The organism is Streptococcus sanguinis, assembly GCF_026781265.1.
Classification (GTDB): Bacteria; Bacillota; Bacilli; order Lactobacillales; family Streptococcaceae; genus Streptococcus; species Streptococcus sanguinis_T.
The window spans coordinates 22,547-41,420 of the sequence record NZ_JAKUVC010000005.1; the positions used below are offsets into that span (position 1 = coordinate 22,547).

An 18,874-nucleotide genomic window follows, 5' to 3' on the forward strand; every position below is an offset into this window, starting at 1 on the left:
TTTAAATCAGTTTTAGAGTTCTATATCTCATTTTACCATATAATATAAGAAATTTCTTGCTTGACATTGTTTTTATCTGTGATATAGTAAGGAAACTAAGTCAAATATGAAAAAGTAGGAGGAAGCATGTTTTTTAAAAGTCTATTACGGTATAAATGGTATGCCCTGAGTTCGTTTTTAATGACCTCATTGATGATTGCCAGCTCTCTTTTACTGCCCTGGTTTTTAAAGCACATCTTAGATGCTCTGCAGGAGCAAAATAGCCAGACCATCTACAGTATGGGCGGCTGGCTGATTGGTATCGGTTTCGTTGGGCTGGTGGCAGGAGGAATTAATGTGACCTTGGCAGCTTACATTGCCCAGGCGGTCTCATCAGATCTCCGTGAGGAGACTTTCCGCAAGATACAGACCTTTTCTTATGCCAATATTGAGGAATTCAACGCTGGAAATCTAGTCGTGCGGATGACCAATGACATCAATCAGATTCAAAATGTGACCATGATGCTCTTTCAAATTCTTCTTCGCTTGCCCATCCTTTTTATCGGTTCAGTCATCTTGGCCATTGTGACCATGCCCTCTCTCTGGTGGATTATCTTCTTGCTGATTGTGCTCATAGCTGGTCTAACGGCTGTCATGATGGGGATGATGGGGCCTCGTTTTAAGAAATTCCAAACTCTTTTGGATAAGATTAATGCCATTGCTAAGGAAAATCTTCGTGGTGTGCGAGTGGTCAAGTCCTTCGTTCGGGAGGAAGACCAGTTTCATAAGTTTAGTCAGGTGTCTGATGAACTTTTATCAGAGAATCTCTATATTGGCTATGCTTTTTCAATCATTGAGCCAATGATGATGTTGGTCGGCTACAGTTCTGTTTACTTGGCTATCTGGACTTTGTCTGGCATGATTCAGGCTGAGCCAGGACTGGTTAGCTCTATAGCTTCTTTTATCGGTTATTTGAGCCAGATTATTTTCACTATCATTATGGTTGGCTTCTTGGGAAATGGCGTGACGAGGGGGATCATTTCTATTCGTCGGATCAAGGAAGTATTGGCGACGGAGCCAGCTATGACTTTCCCAGACTCACCAGATGAAGAACTAGAAGGCAGCCTAAGCTTTGAGCATGTGACTTTTTCTTATCCCAATGATGACAAGCCAATGCTAAAGGATATCAGCTTTGAGGTTGAGCCGGGGCAAATGATTGGCGTTGTCGGTGCGACAGGCGCTGGGAAATCTACCTTGGCCCAGCTGATTCCGCGTCTTTTTGATCCGCAAGAAGGTTCTGTCAAGATTGGCGGTCGCGATTTGCGAGAGCTCAGTCAGGGAACTCTTCGAAAAAATGTTTCCATCGTGCTCCAGCGAGCGATTCTATTTAGCGGGACGATTGCGGATAATCTCCGTCAGGGCAAGCTCAACGCTTCACTGCCTGAGATGGAGCGGGCGGCTCGCATTGCCCAAGCCAGTGAATTTATCAGCCGTATGGAAGAGAGTTTTGACAGTGCAGTGGAGGAGCGTGGCAGCAACTTCTCTGGCGGTCAGAAGCAGCGGATGTCCATTGCCAGAGGTGTTGTCAACAATCCCAATATTTTGATTTTAGATGATTCGACCTCAGCCTTGGATGCCAAGTCAGAAAAGCTGGTTCAAGAAGCTTTGAACAAAGAGCTGCAAGGAACGACAACGATTATCATCGCTCAAAAGATTAGCTCCGTCGTTCATGCAGATAAGATTCTGGTCTTGGATCAGGGTCGGCTGATTGGCCAAGGGACGCATGCGGAATTGGTCGCAACTAACGATGTTTACCGTGAAATCTACGAAACTCAGAAAGGAAGGGAGGACTAAGATGCGGACGATTGCATTTTTTTGGCAATATTTTAAGCGTTACAAATTATCCTTTGTCATTGTCCTTTTGATGATGGTAACAGCGACTATTTTTCAGGTCCTTTTTCCGGTTTATGTCGGTCAGGCTGTTCAGCATTTAGTTGAGTTGGGACGGGCTTTTGCGGAGAAGGGTGAGACTGATCAGATTCTGTCGACTTTTGGCAGCGTCATGGGCAGTGTATTGGTGTCCTTTGTCTGCCTGTCTGTTTCCAGCTTGATTTACATGCTTTTGATGACCCGAGTTATTGCCCATTCGACCAATGAGATGCGTAAGGGCCTGTTTGGCAAGCTGTCCAAGATGACTGTCGCTTTCTTTGACCGCCATCAGGATGGAGATATTCTGTCGCGCTTTACCAGCGACTTGGACAACATCCTGCAGGCTCTAAATGAGAGTATGATCCAAGTTATGAGCAATGCCTTGCTCTATCTGGGTCTAGTGATTATCATGTTTGTCCAAAATGCTAGATTGGCCTGGATAACGGTAGCCAGCACACCGGTTGCTTTTCTTCTTCTAGTGGTCATTGTCAGGCTGGCCAGAAAGTACACCAATCTTCAGCAAAAAGAAGTCGGCCGCCTCAATGCTTATATGGACGAGACCATTTCAGGTCAGAAGGCTGTTATCGTTCAGGGAATGCAGGAGGAGGTCATCAAAGGTTTCATTGAGCAGAATGATCGAGTGCGCTCAGCGACCTTTAAAGGCCGAACCTTTTCAGGCCTTCTCTTCCCTATCATGAACGGGATGAATTTGATTAATACAGCTATTGTTATTTTTGTTGGTTCCGCTGTCTTACTGAGCGATCCCAATGTCGAAACGGCAGTTGCAGTTGGCCTGATTACTACTTTTACTCAGTTTTCCCAGCAGTATTATCAGCCTATCATCCAGATTGCAGCCAGCTGGGGTAGTTTGCAGTTGGCCTTTACAGGGGCTGACCGGATTCAGGAGATGTTTGATGCGCCGGAGGAAGTCCGGCCAGAGAATGCCCCTGCTTTCACAGAGCTCACAGACTCTGTGGAGATTAAGCATGTGGACTTCTCTTATGTGGAAGGCAAGCCTATTCTCAAAGACGTATCTATTTTAGCCCCTAAGGGCAAGATGACGGCTGTTGTTGGCCCTACTGGTTCAGGTAAGACGACCATTATGAACCTGCTCAATCGCTTTTACGATGTGGATAGTGGCAGCATTGAGTTTGACGGTCGCGACATTCGGGACTATGAGTTGGATAGCTTACGGGGCCATGTGGGCATTGTCCTGCAGGATTCGGTGCTCTTTAGCGGTACGATTCGGGACAATATCCGCTTCGGTGTGCCGGATGCCAGTCAGGAAATGGTCGAAACAGCTGCGCATGCGACCCATATTCATGACTATATCGAAAGTCTGCCAGACAAATATGATACCATCGTTGATGATGATCAAAATATCTTCTCAACTGGCCAGAAACAGCTGATTTCCATTGCTAGAACTTTGCTGACGGATCCGCAAGTCTTGATTTTGGACGAAGCGACTTCCAATGTCGATACGGTGACGGAGAGTAAGATTCAGCAAGCCATGGAAGCCGTTGTGGCTGGCCGGACTAGCTTTGTTATTGCTCACCGCCTCAAGACTATTCTAAATGCAGACCAGATTATCGTCCTCAAAGACGGAGAGGTCATCGAACAGGGCGATCATCACCAGCTCCTCAAACTGGGTGGTTTCTACTCAGAACTTTATCATAACCAGTTTGTCTTTGAGTAGAAAGTTGAGACATTTTTCCAAACTCTCATTTGTGCTTATAGTGCATTCGAGAGTTTTATATTTGAGAGACATGCAGAGTATTTGATAAAAAAATTTTATAAGCAGCTTAAAAAAAATCTATTGGACGACTGAGAAAAGGCGTGGTAAGATATACTATATCAAAATAAGGGGGAATCACAGTATGTGCAGAACAATTGTTGGAATTTCAGCCAATCTTTGTCCAGTAGATGAAGCTGGAAAGAATATTCACACCTCTGTTTCACGCAAGTTTGTGGATGGCGTACGAATGGTTGGTGGTCTGCCGATGGTGATTCCTGTTGGCGATAAAAGTTTAGTTCAGGATTACGTAGAAACGATTGACAAGCTGATCTTGTCAGGCGGGCAAAATGTTCACCCACAGTTTTATGGGGAAGAAAAGACTATCGATAGTGACGATTACAATATTGTTCGCGATGAGTTTGAGTTGGCACTCTTGAAAGAAGCTCTGCGCCAAAACAAGCCAGTCATGGCTATTTGCCGCGGTCTGCAGTTGGTAAATGTTGCTTTTGGCGGCACTCTCAATCAGCACATTGATAATCACTGGCAGGGCTTGCCATTTGGTACTTCGCACTCCATTCGCACGGAGAAAGATAGCGTTGTGGAGCGTTTGTTTGGTCAGGCTAGCCAGATTAATTCGGTTCATCGCCAAAGCATCAAGGACTTGGCACCTAATTTCCGCGCGACAGCCTTTGACCCAAGAGACAATACCATCGAAGCGATCGAATCGGTTGACAATCATCGTATCATAGGCCTTCAATGGCATCCAGAGTTTTTAATTAACGAAGAAAAGGGCAATTTGGAGCTGTTTCAGTACCTCTTGCAAGAGCTGTAAAAAATTATTTCATTTTTTTAAGTTACTTTTAGGAAAATTTAAGATAAGTGTCCTATACTAAGATCATAAACAAAGACCTCCTAACTTTGTTTAGAAATCCTAAAACTTTTCTTTTTCATAATAATCTCCCTATAAGAACCGCCCAATTGGCGGTTTTTTTGCTGGAAAGGCTGAAAAATCTAGATTTTCATCAATTTGATGTCTTTTATGTTATAATGAGTCACAGGTAGGCCGAGCGAATCGGTCGGTAGATGGAGGAGCACAGATGTCAAGAGCGGAGCGAGTTATTTTAACAAATATGTGTATGGTTTATGATGAGGACCGCATTTTAGTACAAAATAAAGTAAATGATGATTGGACTAGCCTTTGTTTTCCAGGCGGCCATGTTGAAAATCATGAATCCTTTGTCAAATCAGTAATACGGGAAATCAAGGAGGAAACAGGTCTGACCATCTATGAGCCTAGGTTATGCGGTGTCAAGCAGTTTTATACCGAAAAGGATGAACGTTACGTCGTTTTTCTTTACAAAACCAATCGTTTTGAAGGAGAGCTGGTCTCGTCCGACGAAGGAGAAGTGTTCTGGATTAAACGCGAGGATCTTGATCACCACTCGCTGGCCTTGAGCTTTAAAGAAATGTATCAAGTTTTCACATCAGACCTGACGGAGCAATTTACCTATCTGGATAATGGAGAGATCATCAGAAATCTATACTAGGGAGAACCGCCCAATTGGCGGTTTTTTGCTTGTTTTTTACGAATTTAGTATAATAGGGACAGCAAAAATAGAAAAGAGAAATGCATGAAAATTCGCGGATTCGAGCTGGTTTCCAGCTTTACAAATGAAGATTTGCTGCCTAAGAGAGAGACAGCTCACGCAGCTGGCTACGATTTGAAAGTGGCAGAGAGCACCCTCATTGCGCCAGGGGAGATTAAGCTGGTTCCGACTGGTGTCAAGGCTTATATGCAGCCGGGCGAGGTGCTCTATCTTTATGATCGCTCGTCCAATCCTCGTAAAAAAGGCTTGGTCTTGATTAACTCCGTTGGGGTCATTGACGGCGACTACTATGGTAATCCTGGAAACGAAGGGCATATCTTTGCTCAGATGAAAAACATCACAGATCAGGAAGTCGTCCTCGAAGCTGGCGAACGTGTAGTGCAGGCTGTCTTTGCACCATTTCTGATTGCTGATGGAGATGAAGCGGAAGGTGTGCGGACCGGCGGATTTGGCTCGACAGGGAAATAGAGTAAGAAAATGTCAGACTATTTATTAGTTGTAGATATGCAGTCAGATTATGTTGCTGCAGGAAAAGTATATGATAATGAAGCACTGACTGCGGCTGTCAATGACAAAATAGCTAGTTATCCCAGCGACCGAGTTATCTATATTCTCAACCGTTTTTTCTGGGAGAGAAAAGATAGGAAGAAGAAATTTGCGACTGGTTTGCAGGTTGTATCTTCTCGCATCCTTGAGAAGCGTCGGGCTTCTTGCTTTACGAATCCGGATTTAAAAGAGTTTTTAGAGGGAACTGGTGCTAAAAGCATAGAGTTTATAGGGGTAGATGGCAATGGCTGTGTCAAAGCTTCCGTTTTGGCAGCTGTCAAGGAGAATTATCAGGTTTCCGTCGATTTGTCCGCTGTCGGAGTTGCCAACCAGAAGAAATTCTCTAAAATACTGAAGCAATGGCAAGATTGCGGAATCAAGATTGGATAGTTTTATGAGGAACTTAGCATGAAAATAATTTTTATCCGCCATGGAGAGCCAGATTATTCACTTTTGGAAGAGACTGGTTACACTGGCTTTGGACTAGATTTGGCTCCTTTGTCGGCTGCTGGTCGTCGGATGGCGACAGAGGCAGCTGCTAATCCTCTGCTGGAACAGGCGGAAATTCTGATTTCATCTTCTGTGACGCGAGCTTTGGAGACGGCTTCCTATTTGATTCGAGACCGCCAACTGGCGCTTTTTGTGGAGCCTTTGCTGCATGAATGGCAGGTATATGAGAGTGGGATAGAAAAGTTTGAGCAGGCTCGGGAGTTGTTTTTTGAAAATAATGGTTGTCTCCCTGCAAGAAGTCCTGTCCAGTATGAAACGGCTGAGCAGATGAAAGCCCGCTTTTTCAGTGCCTTAAGCAAATACAGAGACTACGAGACGGTAGCTCTTGTAGCCCATCGCATGCTCATCCGCCAGTTTGTAGCTGATCAGCAGATTGATTTTTGCCAGTTTGTTGAATATGAACTGAAGTTTTAATGTTTCGTCGTAAAAAGAATCTTAACAAAAGGATTTAGAGATAGAAGAGAATATGAAAGAATTTAAGAACAAGGATTATGCAACAGAAATTCGTCAGAAAATTCCAGGCTACGATGTGATGCTAGATGTGATTTTCCGAGGAGTATTGCTTAGATTAGCCCCCAGTTTAAAAGTCGATAAGGTGTTAGCTTTAGCAAGCCAGACGGATGAGTTGAATGGTTTGGCATCCTTATTTCCTAAGGCCGGATTGACGGTAGTGGAGCCAAGTGAGGCGATGCTACAAGAGCTTAAAAGACAGGTTTATCTGCCTCAAGCGGAGTATCTTAATTGTCGATTTGAAGAAGCAGTGCTACCTTCTGCTTATCAGATTTGTTCTTGCTTGCTAGTATTGCAGTTTGTTGAAAATCCCAGCTTTTTTCTTCGAAAAATTTATGAGTCTTTAAGTGAAGATGGCCTTCTGATTCTTAGTTTTTTTTCCAACCAGCAACTAGGCTATTGGAAAACACTTGCTTCAGAGCTAGGAGCCAATCAGCAACAAATTCAGCGTACTTATGAGAATCAAGCTAGTTTGATGAATACCCTCTCGCCTCAAGAAGTTGCAAACCTACTAGAAGAGGCTGGCTTTACTAAAATAGAGCAAGTTTGTCAGGTCTTATCTGCTTTTGTTTGGATTATTAGAAAATAAGGAGAATCACCATCGCTAAGAAAAAAACGACCTTTGTCTGTCAAAATTGTGAATACCATTCGCCCAAGTATCTAGGCCGCTGTCCTAACTGCGGCTCTTGGTCTTCTTTTGTTGAGGAAGTAGAAGCTGCTGAGGTCAAGCATGCCCGTGTTTCCTTGACGGGCGAAAAGACTCGGCCCATGAAGCTGGCTGAGGTCACTTCGATTGATGTCAACCGGACCAAGACAGAAATGGACGAGTTCAATCGTGTGCTGGGTGGTGGTGTAGTGCCTGGCAGTCTGGTTCTGATTGGTGGAGATCCCGGTATCGGGAAGTCCACCCTGCTTCTGCAGGTATCTACCCAGCTTTCTCATCAGGGCACCGTCCTTTATGTCAGCGGGGAGGAATCAGCTGAGCAGATTAAGCTGCGGGCGGAACGGCTTGGTGATATTGACAGTGAATTTTATCTTTATGCCGAGACCAATATGCAAAATATCCGCACAGAGATTGAAAAGATTAAGCCAGATTTTCTGATTATCGACTCCATTCAGACAGTGATGTCGCCAGAAATTTCCAGTGTTCAAGGCTCTGTTTCTCAGGTTCGAGAGGTGACAGCTGAACTCATGCAGCTGGCCAAGACCAATAATATCGCGACCTTTATCGTTGGTCACATGACCAAGGAAGGAACCTTAGCTGGCCCCCGAACGCTAGAGCACATGGTGGATACCGTGCTTTATTTTGAGGGCGAACGTCAGCACACTTTTCGTATCTTGAGAGCAGTCAAAAATCGCTTTGGCTCCACCAATGAGATTGGCATTTTTGAAATGCAATCTGGTGGGCTAGTTGAGGTTATCAACCCCAGTGAAGTCTTTCTGGAAGAACGGCTGGACGGCGCGACAGGCTCTTCCATCGTTGTAACCATGGAAGGAACGCGGCCGATTTTAGCAGAGGTACAGGCTTTGGTGACACCGACCATGTTTGGCAATGCCAAGCGAACCACGACTGGACTGGACTTTAACAGAGCCAGCCTCATTATGGCGGTTCTGGAAAAGAGGGCGGGGCTCCTCCTGCAAAATCAAGATGCCTACCTTAAGTCAGCTGGTGGCGTCAAGCTAGATGAGCCGGCTATTGATTTGGCGGTAGCGGTTGCCATTGCTTCCAGCTACAAGGATTTACCTACCAATCCCCAAGAGTGTTTTATCGGTGAAATTGGCCTGACTGGCGAAATCCGTCGAGTCAATCGCATCGAGCAGCGCATCAATGAAGCAGCAAAGCTGGGCTTCACCAAAGTCTACGCTCCTAAAAACTCTCTGAACGGTCTCAAAGTTCCAGACAATATCCAAGTCATCGGTGTGACGACGATTGGGGAAGTCTTAAAGAAAGTATTTTCCTGATTTAACAGTATTGCGAAAAGTTATTGCGCGTGCTATAATATTGCTAGAAAAAATAGGATTTGTCTGGAAATTCCTATAAGTTGTTTTTCCAGATTTTTTAGGAGGATAATCAACCATGGTAGATCATCGTATGAATGTTTCTATTACCAATAATGCTCAATTTCCCTTGGCGGAGATTGCCTTAGATGTATCAGAGTCTGTTCGTATTCAGACTGGGAGCATGATATACCACACTCCCAATGTTGTCCTGAATGCCAAAGTGAATGCAGAATCTCAATCAATCTTTGGCAAGGCAATCCAAGCTGTGGGCCGTTCTATGGCTTCTGGCGAAGGAGTGTTCATCACTGAAGCAACTGCCCAATCAAATAACGGTCGTCTAGCCTTAGCACCTAATGTACCTGGTCAGATTGTTGTTCTGGAGTTAGGAGAAAAGCAGTACCGCCTGAATGATGGGGCTTTTCTGGCTATGGATGGTTCCGCCTCTTATACCTTGGAGACGCAGTCAGTAGGTCGGGCTCTCTTTGGTGGTCAAGGAGGCTTTTATGTGATGAGTACCCAAGGTCAGGGGACACTCTTGGTAAATTCCTTTGGCTCGATTCAAAAGGTCGAGCTGCATAATGATCGGATAACGATTGACAATGCTCACGTGGTAGCATGGAGCAGAGAGCTGGAATATGATATTCATTTAGAAAATGGTTTCTGGCAGTCCATGGGGACTGGCGAAGGAGTAGTCAATACCTTTCATGGAACTGGGGAAATTTACATCCAAAGTCTCAATATTGAAACCTTTGCTAATGTTCTTCGCCCACATCTACATATTAACAATTCTTGAAAATTTCTAGGAGAGACTCAGGCAGTCTCTTTTTTTCGATTCTTCAGTTTTCCTTTGTCCAAAATATATGAAAATGTTATAATCAAGTCATAATAAGAAGGAGGCATTTCTTATGCGATTTTCTATGGACAGTAATATGCAGTTTCCTTTGGTTGAGTTGTCGCTCAATCAAGGAGAAACCGTCTTTATCCAGCGTGGCAGCATGGTCTACCACACGCCAAATGTGACTCTGAATACCCAGCTCAATGCTAGCGGTTCTGGTTTGGGACGTTTTGTCAAGGCTGTGGGACGTTCGATGGTTTCTGGCGAAAGTACCTTCATCACCCAGGCTGTTGCCCAGTCTGATAATGGTTACCTTGCTTTGGCACCAGATTCTCCTGGTCAGGTTATTCCTCTTCAGCTAGGCGAAAAACAATACCGGCTCAATGACGGTGCCTTTCTTGCCCTTGATGGCACAGCTTACTATACGATGGAGCGTCAGTCTGTTGGCAAGGCTATCTTTGGAGGGCAAGGGGGTCTCTTCGTCATGACGACCCAAGGTCAGGGCACTCTTTTGGCCAATGCTTTTGGATCTATTAAAAAAATTGAGCTTCATAACCAAGAAGTGACGATTGACAATGCCCATGTAGTAGCTTGGAGCCAGTCTTTGAATTATAATATCCATCTAGAAAATGGCTTCTGGCAGTCTATCGGAACAGGTGAAGGAGTGGTCAACACCTTCCAAGGAACTGGTGAAGTCTATGTGCAAAGTCTCAATCTTCAAACCTTTGCAGGCTCACTCAGCAAGTTTATTCCAAGAAGCTCATAAGGAATAAAACTAGGACAGAAATTAGGCTAGATGCTGGATTTATCTGTCCTATTTTTTGTAACAAAGCCGACAGCTGACAAATAGCAGAAAAGATGGTAAGATAATATAAAATTATTTGAATATCAAAGTACCAGTAAGGGGAAAGAATGTCATATTTTGAAAATTTTATGAAGGCCAATCAAGCTTATGTCGATCTGCATGGAACGGCACATCTGCCGATCAAGCCCAAGACCAAGGTAGCCATCGTGACCTGCATGGACTCTAGGCTCCACGTGGCTCAGGCTCTAGGACTGGCACTAGGAGACGCCCATATCTTGCGCAATGCCGGCGGTCGGGTAACAGAGGACATGATTCGCTCGCTGGTTATTTCGCAGCAGCAGCTAGGAACGCGGGAAATCGTAGTTTTACATCATACAGACTGCGGGGCACAGACCTTCAAGAATGAGGATTTTACGGCCTATCTTCATAAAGAACTAGGCGTCGATGTCAGCAATCAGGACTTTTTGCCCTTTACAGATGTAGAGGAAAGTGTGCGCGAGGACATGGCCTTGCTGCGACAGTCACCGCTGATTCCAGCTGATGTAGAAATATCTGGAGCGGTTTATGATGTAGATACTGGTCGGATGACAGTTGTTGAGGAATAGTTAGGAAGTCAATTTCTTTGTCTGCGAATCGGCATTGAAATTGGCTCCTTTTTTATGTTAAAATAGAGAAACGATTTTAATTAGTTAGGACAATGTTATGATTCTTTCCATTATTTCTCAGGGACTGGTTTGGGCCGTCCTAGGTCTAGGTATTTTTATGACCTTCCGGATTCTGGGCTTTCCTGATATGACGACAGAAGGCTCCTTCCCCTTGGGCGGGGCGGTGGCTGTTACCTTGATTACCAAGGGAGTCAATCCTTTTCTGGCAACAGCAGCAGCTGTTTTAGCGGGCTGTGCAGCGGGTGCAGTGACAGGCCTGCTTTATACCAAGGGGAAAATTCCGACTCTGCTTTCTGGGATTTTGGTCATGACCTCCTGCCACTCTATCATGCTGATGTTAATGGGGCGTGCCAATCTAGGGCTTTTAGGCAGCAGTAAGATTCAGGATGTTCTACCATTTTCAGGGGAAGTCAATGACCTGCTGACTGGTTTAATTTTTGTCAGCTTAGTGATTGTGGCCCTGCTCTTTTTCTTGGATACTAAGCTAGGGCAGGCCTATATCGCGACCGGAGATAATCCGGATATGGCCCGCAGTTTTGGTATCAATACCGGCCGTATGGAGTTGATGGGATTGATTCTGTCAAATGGCTTGATTGCTCTAGCTGGGGCGCTGATTGCCCAACAGGAAGGCTATGCAGATGTTTCCCGTGGGATTGGAGTAATTGTTGTCGGTCTGGCCAGTCTTATCATTGGCGAGGTGCTCTTCCAGAGTCTGACCTTGGCAGAGCGTCTGATTACCATTGTCGTTGGTGCGATTGCCTATCAGTTCTTGATCTGGGGCGTTATTGCTCTCGGCTTTAATACCAACTATCTCCGTCTCTACAGTGCGGTGATTCTGGCCGTCTGTCTCATGATTCCAACCCTGAAAAATAAATTCTTTAAAGGAGCCAAGTTAAGCAAATGACAGCGATTGTAGAATTAAGAAATGCAACCAAGCTTGTAAAGAGCGGCTTTGATGAAGAAAAAATCATCCTAAATGATGTTTCTTTAGACATTCACGAGCATGATTTTATTACGATTTTAGGTGGAAACGGTGCAGGAAAGTCAACCCTGTTCAATGTCATTGCCGGCACTCTCCCTTTGACCAGCGGCAGCATTCATATCTTGGGGGAAAATGTCACTCATTTTTCACCAGAAAAGCGGGCTAAGTACCTGTCCCGTGTCTTTCAGGATCCTAAGATGGGAACGGCTCCGCGTATGACAGTGGCGGAAAATCTTCTCATTGCCAAATTCCGAGGTGAAAAGCGTGGCTTGGTGCCCCGTGGGCTCAACAGTTATAGGGAAGAGTTTCAGGCGACGATTGAGAAAATCGGTAATGGTCTGGACAAGCATCTGGATACACCGATTGAATTTCTTTCTGGTGGGCAAAGACAGGCTTTGAGTCTGCTCATGGCAACGCTCAAGCGTCCAGAGCTTTTGCTTCTGGATGAGCATACTGCAGCACTGGATCCTAGGACCAGTGTAGCCTTGATGGAGCTGACCAATGAATTTGTCAATCGTGACCGCCTCACAGCCCTTATGATTACCCATCACATGGAGGATGCCCTCAAATACGGCAACCGACTAATCGTTATGAAAGACGGGCAGATTATTCAGGACTTAAACAAAGATGAGAAAGCCAAGATGACCATCGCAGACTACTATGGCTTGTTTGAATAGGCTTGCTCAGAGTTTTGTAAAAACAAGAGAAAGAATACGTACTAAATAATGTACGGCTCCCACAAAGTTAGACAATTAATGATTAAAAGTCTCTAGTTCTCTGTTAAATAGGACTATGTCCTTTTTCTTCAAATTGCCCTCATAGATGAATAAAAACCGCTAGATTGCGGTTTTTTTGTTAAAAAAATAGTCTGAATTACTCATCTAAGCGAATAAACATCATTGCGTTAAGTAAGGAGATGAGTGCGACCGTATTAATATTATTGTAATAGATCAGTCTCTTGTTTTCAATGGGTGGAATAATAAAATTAGAAATGATGATATCGTAAGGTGCTTCTTTTAAAGAATCGATTGATAGTTCTAATTTATTCCAAACTTCAAGTTCAAAATTATTACTGCAATAATAAGAAAGTGTCTCTGCTACTGATCTTGCATGATATTGATCAAAATTACTCATGACTAAAACTTTTAATTTAGGCTGATTTTGTAAAAGATTCAGCACTAAATGTTTGCTGTGAGTGATAAAAGTATAGGATAGATGGTTAACTTTCATTGGTGTGCTAGGGATATCCAAAGTCTCTAGATAATGTTCAATTCCTTTTTTAATATCTGAAACAAATTGAGGGAAAATATTTTGAAAGTTCTTGATTGTATTGCCTTTTTGATCAAACAGAATAAACTCTGTAGATAGTTCCTGGCGATGCAGATGTGCTGTATTATGCAAATGCCAAATAAGATTGTCCTTATTGTCAATTTTAAGATTATATTTGCTTTCTATCTGATCAATTAAATCACTTAATAATTGATACGAATTTTTTACATAGCTGTCTGTTTTTGCACAGCTCATAAATAGATTTTCATCAATGAAAAACATTTTTTGAAAATAGGAGACAAATAGTTGACCTATCACTTCTTTATTCAAAGAGATATGGTATTCAGAATCAAAGCTCGCTACAATGTCTTCGATTCCTTCTGCCTGCATGAAAGATTCTAACAATTGATTGTTAAAAAAATCTTTCTCAACTTCCAAGAAATGACCAAACTTTATTCGATATAAATTTGTAACCAGGAGCAATTTTAACATTCGTTGAGTTGCGAAATTGACAGGAAATGCAGTTTCTTTATAAACCAGTGCTAATAGTTTACACAAAGGTTCTGCTGAAAAATCTGTAAAGGGCCATTCAAGAAAATAATATTTTTCTGAAAAATATTGTGTAAAAAAATAACGGATATCAACCTCATCTCCAATAATTCGAATAGGATTGAGACTAATCTTAAAATTATATTGTTTTTTTATAATTTTGTTAATATCATTTGTTATTCGATAGAGTGAAGAAGAACTCATATAAAACTCTTGACAAATACTTTCAGATTTTCTCCCCTCATTAAAGAAGATGAATTCTAAAATTGAAAAATATCTTGAGTGCTTAAAGAAATAGTGATAGACCATCTCAATATCACTATCATCAGTATTGATGATACGTATACCATTAGTAGAGGAGTGAAAAATCAATTGAGGAAACGCAGACTTGACATGGGATAAATCATCTTTTACTGAACGTTCTGTACAATTCAATAGTTCAGCCAACTCAGAAATATGAAACCAGTGTTTGTTTTTAAATAGAAGTTCTAATAGTTCTAATTGCCTGTGGCTCTTTTTAGACAATAATTCTCTCATTTTAATATATTATCCTTCATTACATGGTGTTTTAATTATCACATAATTATACCATTTTTTATTCGTTTATCCTAAGTGAAGAAATTTTTTAAACATCAATTATGTTACAAAAAGAACTGAAAACGCTTTAATATAGGCTTTTTACTATATATATGTACTTTGAGTACATAAATAAAGAAAGGAAAATAAGCATAAATGTTGCCTTTTTATGTCAAAAAATTATATAATTATGTTAATCAAAAAATAATATAAAAGAATATTATTGAACAATTTTGATTTAGAAAAATTAGAAAGGAGAATCGATATGCTTTGGTCTATTATTGTTGGAGGTGTTATTGGTCTTATTGCTGGATCAATCACTAAAAAAGGCGGCTCAATGGGTGTTATTGCAAACGTTGTTGCTGGCTTAGTCGGTTCAGTTGTTGGTCAATCGCTTCTGGGAACTTGGGGTCCTAGTTTGGCTGGTATGGCCTTGCTTCCTTCTATCATTGGTGCAGTTATTGTAGTAGCTGTTGTATCATTTGTTTTGGGTAAAAAGGCGTAAATTGCCTTTTTGCTTTCAAAATACAATTTAAAATTTAATGATGTGAGGATTCAATATGTCAAAATCAAGAAAAATACTTTCCCTTATTTTCTGTATTTTAATCTTGACAATTTTGATTCCTGTTTTGCTAGACTTTCATAAAGTCAGCGGTCTGGGGCTCCAGATATTTAGTTGGAAGTTATTCACTTGGAAGCAGATTCCTTTTGTGGGCTACTATCTTTCTAGGTATGTTTTCTGGGGCACTGTGGTTTTAGCAAGCTTAATCTTACTACTGATGTTAGTGATAGCTTTTTATCCTAAGAGACGTTTGGAAATTCAGCTAGCTGATGCGGATGGGAAACTGATGCTGAAAAATTCAGCGATTGAAGGGTTTGTTCGTAGTCTGTTAACAGAACACGGTTTAATTAAAGATCCTACGGTTTCAGTAAATAGCCGTAAAAACAAATGCATGGTTTCCGTTAAAGGGGCAATCGTTCCTTCGGAAAACATCATCAAGAGAAGTCAGTTGATTCAAGAAGAAATTGCGTCTGGATTGACAGAATTCTTCGGAATCAATCATAATGTCAAGCTTAAAATCTCTGTCTCAGACTTCAAGCCAAAAGAAGCGGCTAAAAAAACTACTAGTCGTGTAAAGTAAGGAAGTAAAAAATGGAATGGTTTAAAAAATATCAATATCCAATCTTGTCTGGATTAGCAGGCATTATTCTAGCGTGTTTTATCCTATCCTTTGGCTTCTTTAAGACTCTATTTGTCTTGATTTGCGCTACTCTAGGGGCAGGAATTGGATATTATATTCAAAATAAAAATATATTTAAATAAGAATAAAGGAGTTTAACATGTCAAATAAAGATGTTAAAGATGTAAAAGAATTTACTAAAAATGATGTTGCTCAAGCAGCTCATGAAGTGAAACCAGCAACTCATGAAGTAAGAGGTGAATTGACTTACGATGATAAGGTCATTCAAAAAATTATCGGCCTCTCTTTAGAAAAAGTTTCAGGTTTGCTGGCTGTTGACGGTGGCTTTTTCTCTAATATAAAAGATAAATTGGTCAACTCTGACAATGTCACTCATGGTGTTAATGTTGAAGTTGGTAAAGAACAAGTAGCTGTTGACTTGAATGTGGTTGCGGAATATCAAAAGAATGTTCCAACTTTATACAAAGAAATCAAGAAAGTTGTTGTAGAAGAAGTTTCTAAGATGACTGATTTGGAAGTTGTTGAAGTAAATGTCAATGTTGTTGATATTAAAACAAAAGAACAACACGAAGCGGATTCAGTAAGCCTTCAAGACCGAGTGACAGATGTTGCTGAATCAACAGGCGAATTTGCTTCAGAGCAATTCGAAAAAGCAAAATCTGGCATTAGTGGTGGCTTCTCAGCTGTTCAAGAAAAAGTTGGCGATGGTGTAGATGCTGTTAAAGACGCTGCATCAAATGAAAAAACTCGCGTTCGTTAATTCTCTAATTAGGATTAGGAATTCTTATATTCTTTCATTTCTTTAAAAATTGAAACTAATAACGGAGGTATCAATTATGTCTACAGAAGAAAAATTCAACCAAGCTAAAGGTTCTGTTAAAGAAGGCTTTGGCAAATTAACTGGTGATAAAAAAACAGAAAAAGAAGGAGCTGCTGAAAAAGTAGTTTCTAAAGTTAAAGAAGTTGCAGAAGATGCCAAAGATGCTGTTGAAGGCGCGATCGAAGGTGTTAAAAATATGGTTAAGAAAGACGATAAAGACGTTAAATAATACCAATAGTCGATTTTCCTTATAAAAAGTCTTTGTTAACTATAGTAACTAAAAAGAGAGAACAATTAATTCTGTTCTCTCTTTTTTGTGTATTTGTCTAGGAAAATTGTTTCTATTCCTTGTTTTTAGTTGGAGTTTCTTTCTTCTCCTTATCAATTTTTTGAAGTTCATGGTCATTTTTATATTGAATAATATACTCAACGATGTCTTTTTCGGTTAAGCGGTCATTGGATAATTGTGAAATTTGAATTGAAATATTTTTCAAGCCATAGTCGTTTTGTTTACTAAGAATTTCTTTCAATTTCTCATCTGAAAGATAGTTTCCTGAAATAGTTAACTTTAGAGTATTATCTTCTTTATCATAGTTCTTTTTTAGGATTGTGTTCTCTTTAAACTGATCAGATAAGTATTTATTTATAGATTCATTGATTAAGGTCTCTCTCACTAAGGTAGTCGCTGAAACCAAACTTGGAATAATAAGAATAAGCGAAACTAGAATTAATATTTTTCGCATTTTATAGGCTTCTTGATTGTGTTTAATGTAATGATTTTTCACCATAGTTAAGCTCGTCCCTATGTATGTAGCAATCATAATGAAACTACAGTTAATGAAAAATAAGTAGGATGCTCCTAACATAAACTCAAAGTTTCCTGTTGCTATAGCATAGCCGACAGTACATACTGGGGGCATAAGAGCTGTTGCGATAGCCACTCCAGGCACAATGTTATTTGCTTCTTTTTTACGTGCTCCAATAACTCCAGCTAGTCCACCCACAAAAGCTATAACTACATCCCAAATTGTTGGTGAAGTTCTGGCAATAATTTCTGAACTTGCAAAAGAGATTGGAGAAATAAAAAAATAAATCGTAGATGCTAAGAGGCTTAACAAAACTTGAATAGAAAGAATTTTAAACGACTTTTTGAGCAGTTTCATATCTAGTATTGCTAATGAAAAACCAATTCCAATAATAGTTGTCATTAATGGAGAAATCAACATTGCCCCAATGATAACTGGAGTGGAATTCATGTTTAAGCCAATAGATGCAATCAACATAGCACATAGCAAAGTAGCTACATCGCTTCTTGATAAATCTAAATCATCGTATAGCCTATCTCTAAATTCAACTAAAGAATAAAGTTTATCCTCTTTTAAAATTTTTCTCATAATAATATTCCCCTTATTAAAGTTCTCTAAATTATAAACTCATGTAAAGTAATGAATGAAATAGGTAATATTCCAAAGAAATTACAGAAAGAAGTATATAACCGCTATTTATTTTAACATAAAAACAACATAATTAAAATCTAATTTTTGAGAAGAGGTTTCATAACATTCTTACAGGCTAAAAAAAGCAACACATACTGAATTATTAACTGAATAACAAAACAGCATTAGTTTGTCACGGCCTTTTTTCTTTGTGTAACTACTTTTTCAAAAGTCTTAAAATATTTTTGTATTTTTAATGTGTAAACGCTTGCAAAAATCTGGATAGTGTACTATAATAGAGTTAAGGAAATAGAAAGAAAGGAAGCCAAATTCATTCGCTTTTAAGTTTACTTTGTTGGTATAGTTGTTTGTAATACATAAGTAGTTGCTTTACTTGAAATATTGGTTGAATTGTCAGACAGGCCTGCTTAGCTTGCCTGATTGTAACGATAGTATAGAAAGTAGAAGCTTTTAGATGGTTTTCAAACTTCGAGAATTCAATCAATAGTGCTTTATTATGTTATAGAGATTTCCAATGCTAAGATAAAAAGAAAATCATTAGCGGTTGAAGGAATTAAAAGTTTATAAAAAATAATAAAAACAATAAATAAAAAAATTGTTATTCAGTTACACCTTGGATGAACTGATTGCTCTCATACCAGCGAAGTAAACCAGACCTCTAGCTGAGTAAAGCTAGAGGTCGTTTTTTTTTTTTTTTGCTACGATTGGCATGCCGTGTATCTGGGGTGAGAGCCCTCTGGGGCCTGTTTTCTTGTACTTTGCAAGTATAAGATACCGTTGACAGGAAAGGGTTTTCATTGTATATTTATATTAGGAATGATGATTGGAAAACAATTAGCAGTTAGGAGGGAGGTTATTGTAGGAGCAGTTTTTCAAGTGTCATCATTGCTTTTCATT

At 40.7% G+C, this 18,874-nt stretch carries 21 protein-coding genes and 2 pseudogenes; 21 read left to right on the forward strand and 2 right to left on the reverse strand.

Annotated elements, in window-relative coordinates; genetic code table 11:
• Positions 1–126 precede the first annotated feature (126 nt).
• The 16 genes and pseudogenes from MK370_RS07460 to MK370_RS07525 all read left to right on the forward strand — a co-directional run bounded on the left by MK370_RS07460 (position 127) and on the right by MK370_RS07525 (position 12,781).
• Positions 127–1,833, forward strand: coding sequence for an ABC transporter ATP-binding protein (locus MK370_RS07460; RefSeq protein WP_268684785.1), 1,707 nt, complete (start codon positions 127–129; stop codon positions 1,831–1,833).
• Position 1,834: 1 nt separating this feature from the next.
• A pseudogene (locus MK370_RS11350) lies at positions 1,835–1,973 on the forward strand (ABC transporter ATP-binding protein); the annotation flags it as partial.
• A pseudogene (locus MK370_RS11355) lies at positions 1,949–2,680 on the forward strand (ABC transporter ATP-binding protein); the annotation flags it as partial. The pseudogenes MK370_RS11350 and MK370_RS11355, both read left to right, overlap by 25 nt.
• Before the next feature lie 135 nt (positions 2,681–2,815).
• Complete coding sequence (locus MK370_RS11360) at positions 2,816–3,604, forward strand: ABC transporter ATP-binding protein (RefSeq protein ID WP_419152998.1); 789 nt, start codon at positions 2,816–2,818, stop codon at positions 3,602–3,604.
• Positions 3,605–3,785: 181 nt separating this feature from the next.
• Entirely contained in the window at positions 3,786–4,475 is a 690-nt protein-coding gene (locus MK370_RS07470; protein ID WP_002907876.1) for a gamma-glutamyl-gamma-aminobutyrate hydrolase family protein, read from the forward strand.
• 265 nt (positions 4,476–4,740) lie between these two features.
• Positions 4,741–5,190, forward strand: coding sequence for an 8-oxo-dGTP diphosphatase (locus tag MK370_RS07475; protein ID WP_268684787.1), 450 nt, complete (start codon positions 4,741–4,743; stop codon positions 5,188–5,190).
• An 84-nt stretch (positions 5,191–5,274) separates the two neighbouring features.
• A complete protein-coding gene (locus MK370_RS07480) occupies positions 5,275–5,718 on the forward strand; it encodes a dUTP diphosphatase (protein WP_268684788.1) in 444 nt (147 codons plus the stop codon).
• Between the two features lie 9 nt (positions 5,719–5,727).
• Positions 5,728–6,186 carry an isochorismatase family cysteine hydrolase gene (locus MK370_RS07485; protein ID WP_268684789.1) on the forward strand — a complete coding sequence of 153 codons (459 nt, stop codon included), beginning with the start codon at positions 5,728–5,730 and terminating at the stop codon, positions 6,184–6,186.
• 18 nt (positions 6,187–6,204) lie between these two features.
• Positions 6,205–6,720 (forward strand): histidine phosphatase family protein, encoded by a 516-nt coding sequence (locus tag MK370_RS07490; protein ID WP_268684790.1) that lies wholly within the window; start codon positions 6,205–6,207, stop codon positions 6,718–6,720.
• Between the two features lie 52 nt (positions 6,721–6,772).
• On the forward strand, positions 6,773–7,405 hold the full coding sequence (locus MK370_RS07495; protein ID WP_268684791.1) for a methyltransferase domain-containing protein: 633 nt from the start codon (positions 6,773–6,775) through the stop codon (positions 7,403–7,405).
• Between the two features lie 5 nt (positions 7,406–7,410).
• Positions 7,411–8,778, forward strand: coding sequence for a DNA repair protein RadA (gene radA / locus MK370_RS07500; RefSeq protein WP_081102994.1), 1,368 nt, complete (start codon positions 7,411–7,413; stop codon positions 8,776–8,778).
• Positions 8,779–8,893: 115 nt separating this feature from the next.
• Positions 8,894–9,610 carry a TIGR00266 family protein gene (locus tag MK370_RS07505; protein ID WP_268684792.1) on the forward strand — a complete coding sequence of 239 codons (717 nt, stop codon included), beginning with the start codon at positions 8,894–8,896 and terminating at the stop codon, positions 9,608–9,610.
• A gap of 112 nt (positions 9,611–9,722) precedes the next feature.
• Positions 9,723–10,418, forward strand: coding sequence for a TIGR00266 family protein (locus tag MK370_RS07510; protein ID WP_002908599.1), 696 nt, complete (start codon positions 9,723–9,725; stop codon positions 10,416–10,418).
• A 146-nt stretch (positions 10,419–10,564) separates the two neighbouring features.
• Positions 10,565–11,062: a beta-class carbonic anhydrase gene (locus MK370_RS07515; RefSeq protein ID WP_002928140.1), complete on the forward strand. Its 498-nt coding sequence runs from the start codon at positions 10,565–10,567 to the stop codon at positions 11,060–11,062.
• A gap of 97 nt (positions 11,063–11,159) precedes the next feature.
• Complete coding sequence (locus MK370_RS07520) at positions 11,160–12,026, forward strand: ABC transporter permease (protein WP_002908605.1); 867 nt, start codon at positions 11,160–11,162, stop codon at positions 12,024–12,026.
• Complete coding sequence (locus MK370_RS07525) at positions 12,023–12,781, forward strand: ABC transporter ATP-binding protein (protein WP_268684793.1); 759 nt, start codon at positions 12,023–12,025, stop codon at positions 12,779–12,781. Before MK370_RS07520 ends, MK370_RS07525 begins: the two co-directional genes overlap by 4 nt.
• Positions 12,782–12,977: 196 nt before the next feature.
• Here the strand turns inward: MK370_RS07525 and MK370_RS07530 are convergent, their stop codons facing one another.
• Positions 12,978–14,459 carry a M protein trans-acting positive regulator PRD domain-containing protein gene (locus MK370_RS07530; RefSeq protein ID WP_268684794.1) on the reverse strand — a complete coding sequence of 494 codons (1,482 nt, stop codon included), beginning with the start codon at positions 14,457–14,459 and terminating at the stop codon, positions 12,978–12,980.
• A gap of 304 nt (positions 14,460–14,763) precedes the next feature.
• Here MK370_RS07530 and MK370_RS07535 point away from each other — a divergent pair, with 304 nt between their 5' ends.
• From MK370_RS07535 to MK370_RS07555, 5 genes are all read left to right on the forward strand, one after another.
• A complete protein-coding gene (locus MK370_RS07535) occupies positions 14,764–15,003 on the forward strand; it encodes a GlsB/YeaQ/YmgE family stress response membrane protein (protein WP_032913352.1) in 240 nt (79 codons plus the stop codon).
• 55 nt (positions 15,004–15,058) lie between these two features.
• On the forward strand, positions 15,059–15,640 hold the full coding sequence (amaP, locus tag MK370_RS07540; RefSeq protein WP_002911566.1) for an alkaline shock response membrane anchor protein AmaP: 582 nt from the start codon (positions 15,059–15,061) through the stop codon (positions 15,638–15,640).
• Positions 15,641–15,651: 11 nt separating this feature from the next.
• Positions 15,652–15,822: a DUF2273 domain-containing protein gene (locus tag MK370_RS07545; RefSeq protein WP_002899156.1), complete on the forward strand. Its 171-nt coding sequence runs from the start codon at positions 15,652–15,654 to the stop codon at positions 15,820–15,822.
• Positions 15,823–15,839: 17 nt separating this feature from the next.
• Positions 15,840–16,460, forward strand: a complete 621-nt coding sequence (locus tag MK370_RS07550) for an Asp23/Gls24 family envelope stress response protein (RefSeq protein WP_268684795.1) — start codon at positions 15,840–15,842, stop codon at positions 16,458–16,460.
• Positions 16,461–16,536: 76 nt separating this feature from the next.
• A complete protein-coding gene (locus tag MK370_RS07555; protein WP_002911569.1) occupies positions 16,537–16,749 on the forward strand; it encodes a CsbD family protein in 213 nt (70 codons plus the stop codon).
• 112 nt (positions 16,750–16,861) lie between these two features.
• Here MK370_RS07555 and MK370_RS07560 read toward each other — a convergent pair whose 3' ends face one another.
• Positions 16,862–17,914 carry a TIGR00341 family protein gene (locus MK370_RS07560; protein ID WP_268684796.1) on the reverse strand — a complete coding sequence of 351 codons (1,053 nt, stop codon included), beginning with the start codon at positions 17,912–17,914 and terminating at the stop codon, positions 16,862–16,864.
• Between the last annotated feature and the right edge of the window lie 960 nt (positions 17,915–18,874).

Excerpts from the sequence above, each read along its gene's own strand:
- MK370_RS07460 (WP_268684785.1), top strand. The coding sequence starts at position 127 with ATGTTTTTTAAAAGTCTATTACGGTATAAATGGTATGCCCTGAGTTCG.
- MK370_RS11360 (WP_419152998.1), top strand. The coding sequence starts at position 2,816 with ATGTTTGATGCGCCGGAGGAAGTCCGGCCAGAGAATGCCCCTGCTTTC.
- MK370_RS07470 (WP_002907876.1), top strand. The coding sequence starts at position 3,786 with ATGTGCAGAACAATTGTTGGAATTTCAGCCAATCTTTGTCCAGTAGAT.
- MK370_RS07475 (WP_268684787.1), top strand. The coding sequence starts at position 4,741 with ATGTCAAGAGCGGAGCGAGTTATTTTAACAAATATGTGTATGGTTTAT.
- MK370_RS07480 (WP_268684788.1), top strand. The coding sequence starts at position 5,275 with ATGAAAATTCGCGGATTCGAGCTGGTTTCCAGCTTTACAAATGAAGAT.
- MK370_RS07485 (WP_268684789.1), top strand. The coding sequence starts at position 5,728 with ATGTCAGACTATTTATTAGTTGTAGATATGCAGTCAGATTATGTTGCT.
- MK370_RS07490 (WP_268684790.1), top strand. The coding sequence starts at position 6,205 with ATGAAAATAATTTTTATCCGCCATGGAGAGCCAGATTATTCACTTTTG.
- MK370_RS07495 (WP_268684791.1), top strand. The coding sequence starts at position 6,773 with ATGAAAGAATTTAAGAACAAGGATTATGCAACAGAAATTCGTCAGAAA.
- MK370_RS07505 (WP_268684792.1), top strand. The coding sequence starts at position 8,894 with ATGGTAGATCATCGTATGAATGTTTCTATTACCAATAATGCTCAATTT.
- MK370_RS07510 (WP_002908599.1), top strand. The coding sequence starts at position 9,723 with ATGCGATTTTCTATGGACAGTAATATGCAGTTTCCTTTGGTTGAGTTG.
- MK370_RS07515 (WP_002928140.1), top strand. The coding sequence starts at position 10,565 with ATGTCATATTTTGAAAATTTTATGAAGGCCAATCAAGCTTATGTCGAT.
- MK370_RS07520 (WP_002908605.1), top strand. The coding sequence starts at position 11,160 with ATGATTCTTTCCATTATTTCTCAGGGACTGGTTTGGGCCGTCCTAGGT.
- MK370_RS07525 (WP_268684793.1), top strand. The coding sequence starts at position 12,023 with ATGACAGCGATTGTAGAATTAAGAAATGCAACCAAGCTTGTAAAGAGC.
- MK370_RS07530 (WP_268684794.1), bottom strand. The coding sequence starts at position 14,459 with ATGAGAGAATTATTGTCTAAAAAGAGCCACAGGCAATTAGAACTATTA.
- MK370_RS07535 (WP_032913352.1), top strand. The coding sequence starts at position 14,764 with ATGCTTTGGTCTATTATTGTTGGAGGTGTTATTGGTCTTATTGCTGGA.
- amaP (WP_002911566.1), top strand. The coding sequence starts at position 15,059 with ATGTCAAAATCAAGAAAAATACTTTCCCTTATTTTCTGTATTTTAATC.
- MK370_RS07545 (WP_002899156.1), top strand. The coding sequence starts at position 15,652 with ATGGAATGGTTTAAAAAATATCAATATCCAATCTTGTCTGGATTAGCA.
- MK370_RS07550 (WP_268684795.1), top strand. The coding sequence starts at position 15,840 with ATGTCAAATAAAGATGTTAAAGATGTAAAAGAATTTACTAAAAATGAT.
- MK370_RS07555 (WP_002911569.1), top strand. The coding sequence starts at position 16,537 with ATGTCTACAGAAGAAAAATTCAACCAAGCTAAAGGTTCTGTTAAAGAA.
- MK370_RS07560 (WP_268684796.1), bottom strand. The coding sequence starts at position 17,914 with ATGAGAAAAATTTTAAAAGAGGATAAACTTTATTCTTTAGTTGAATTT.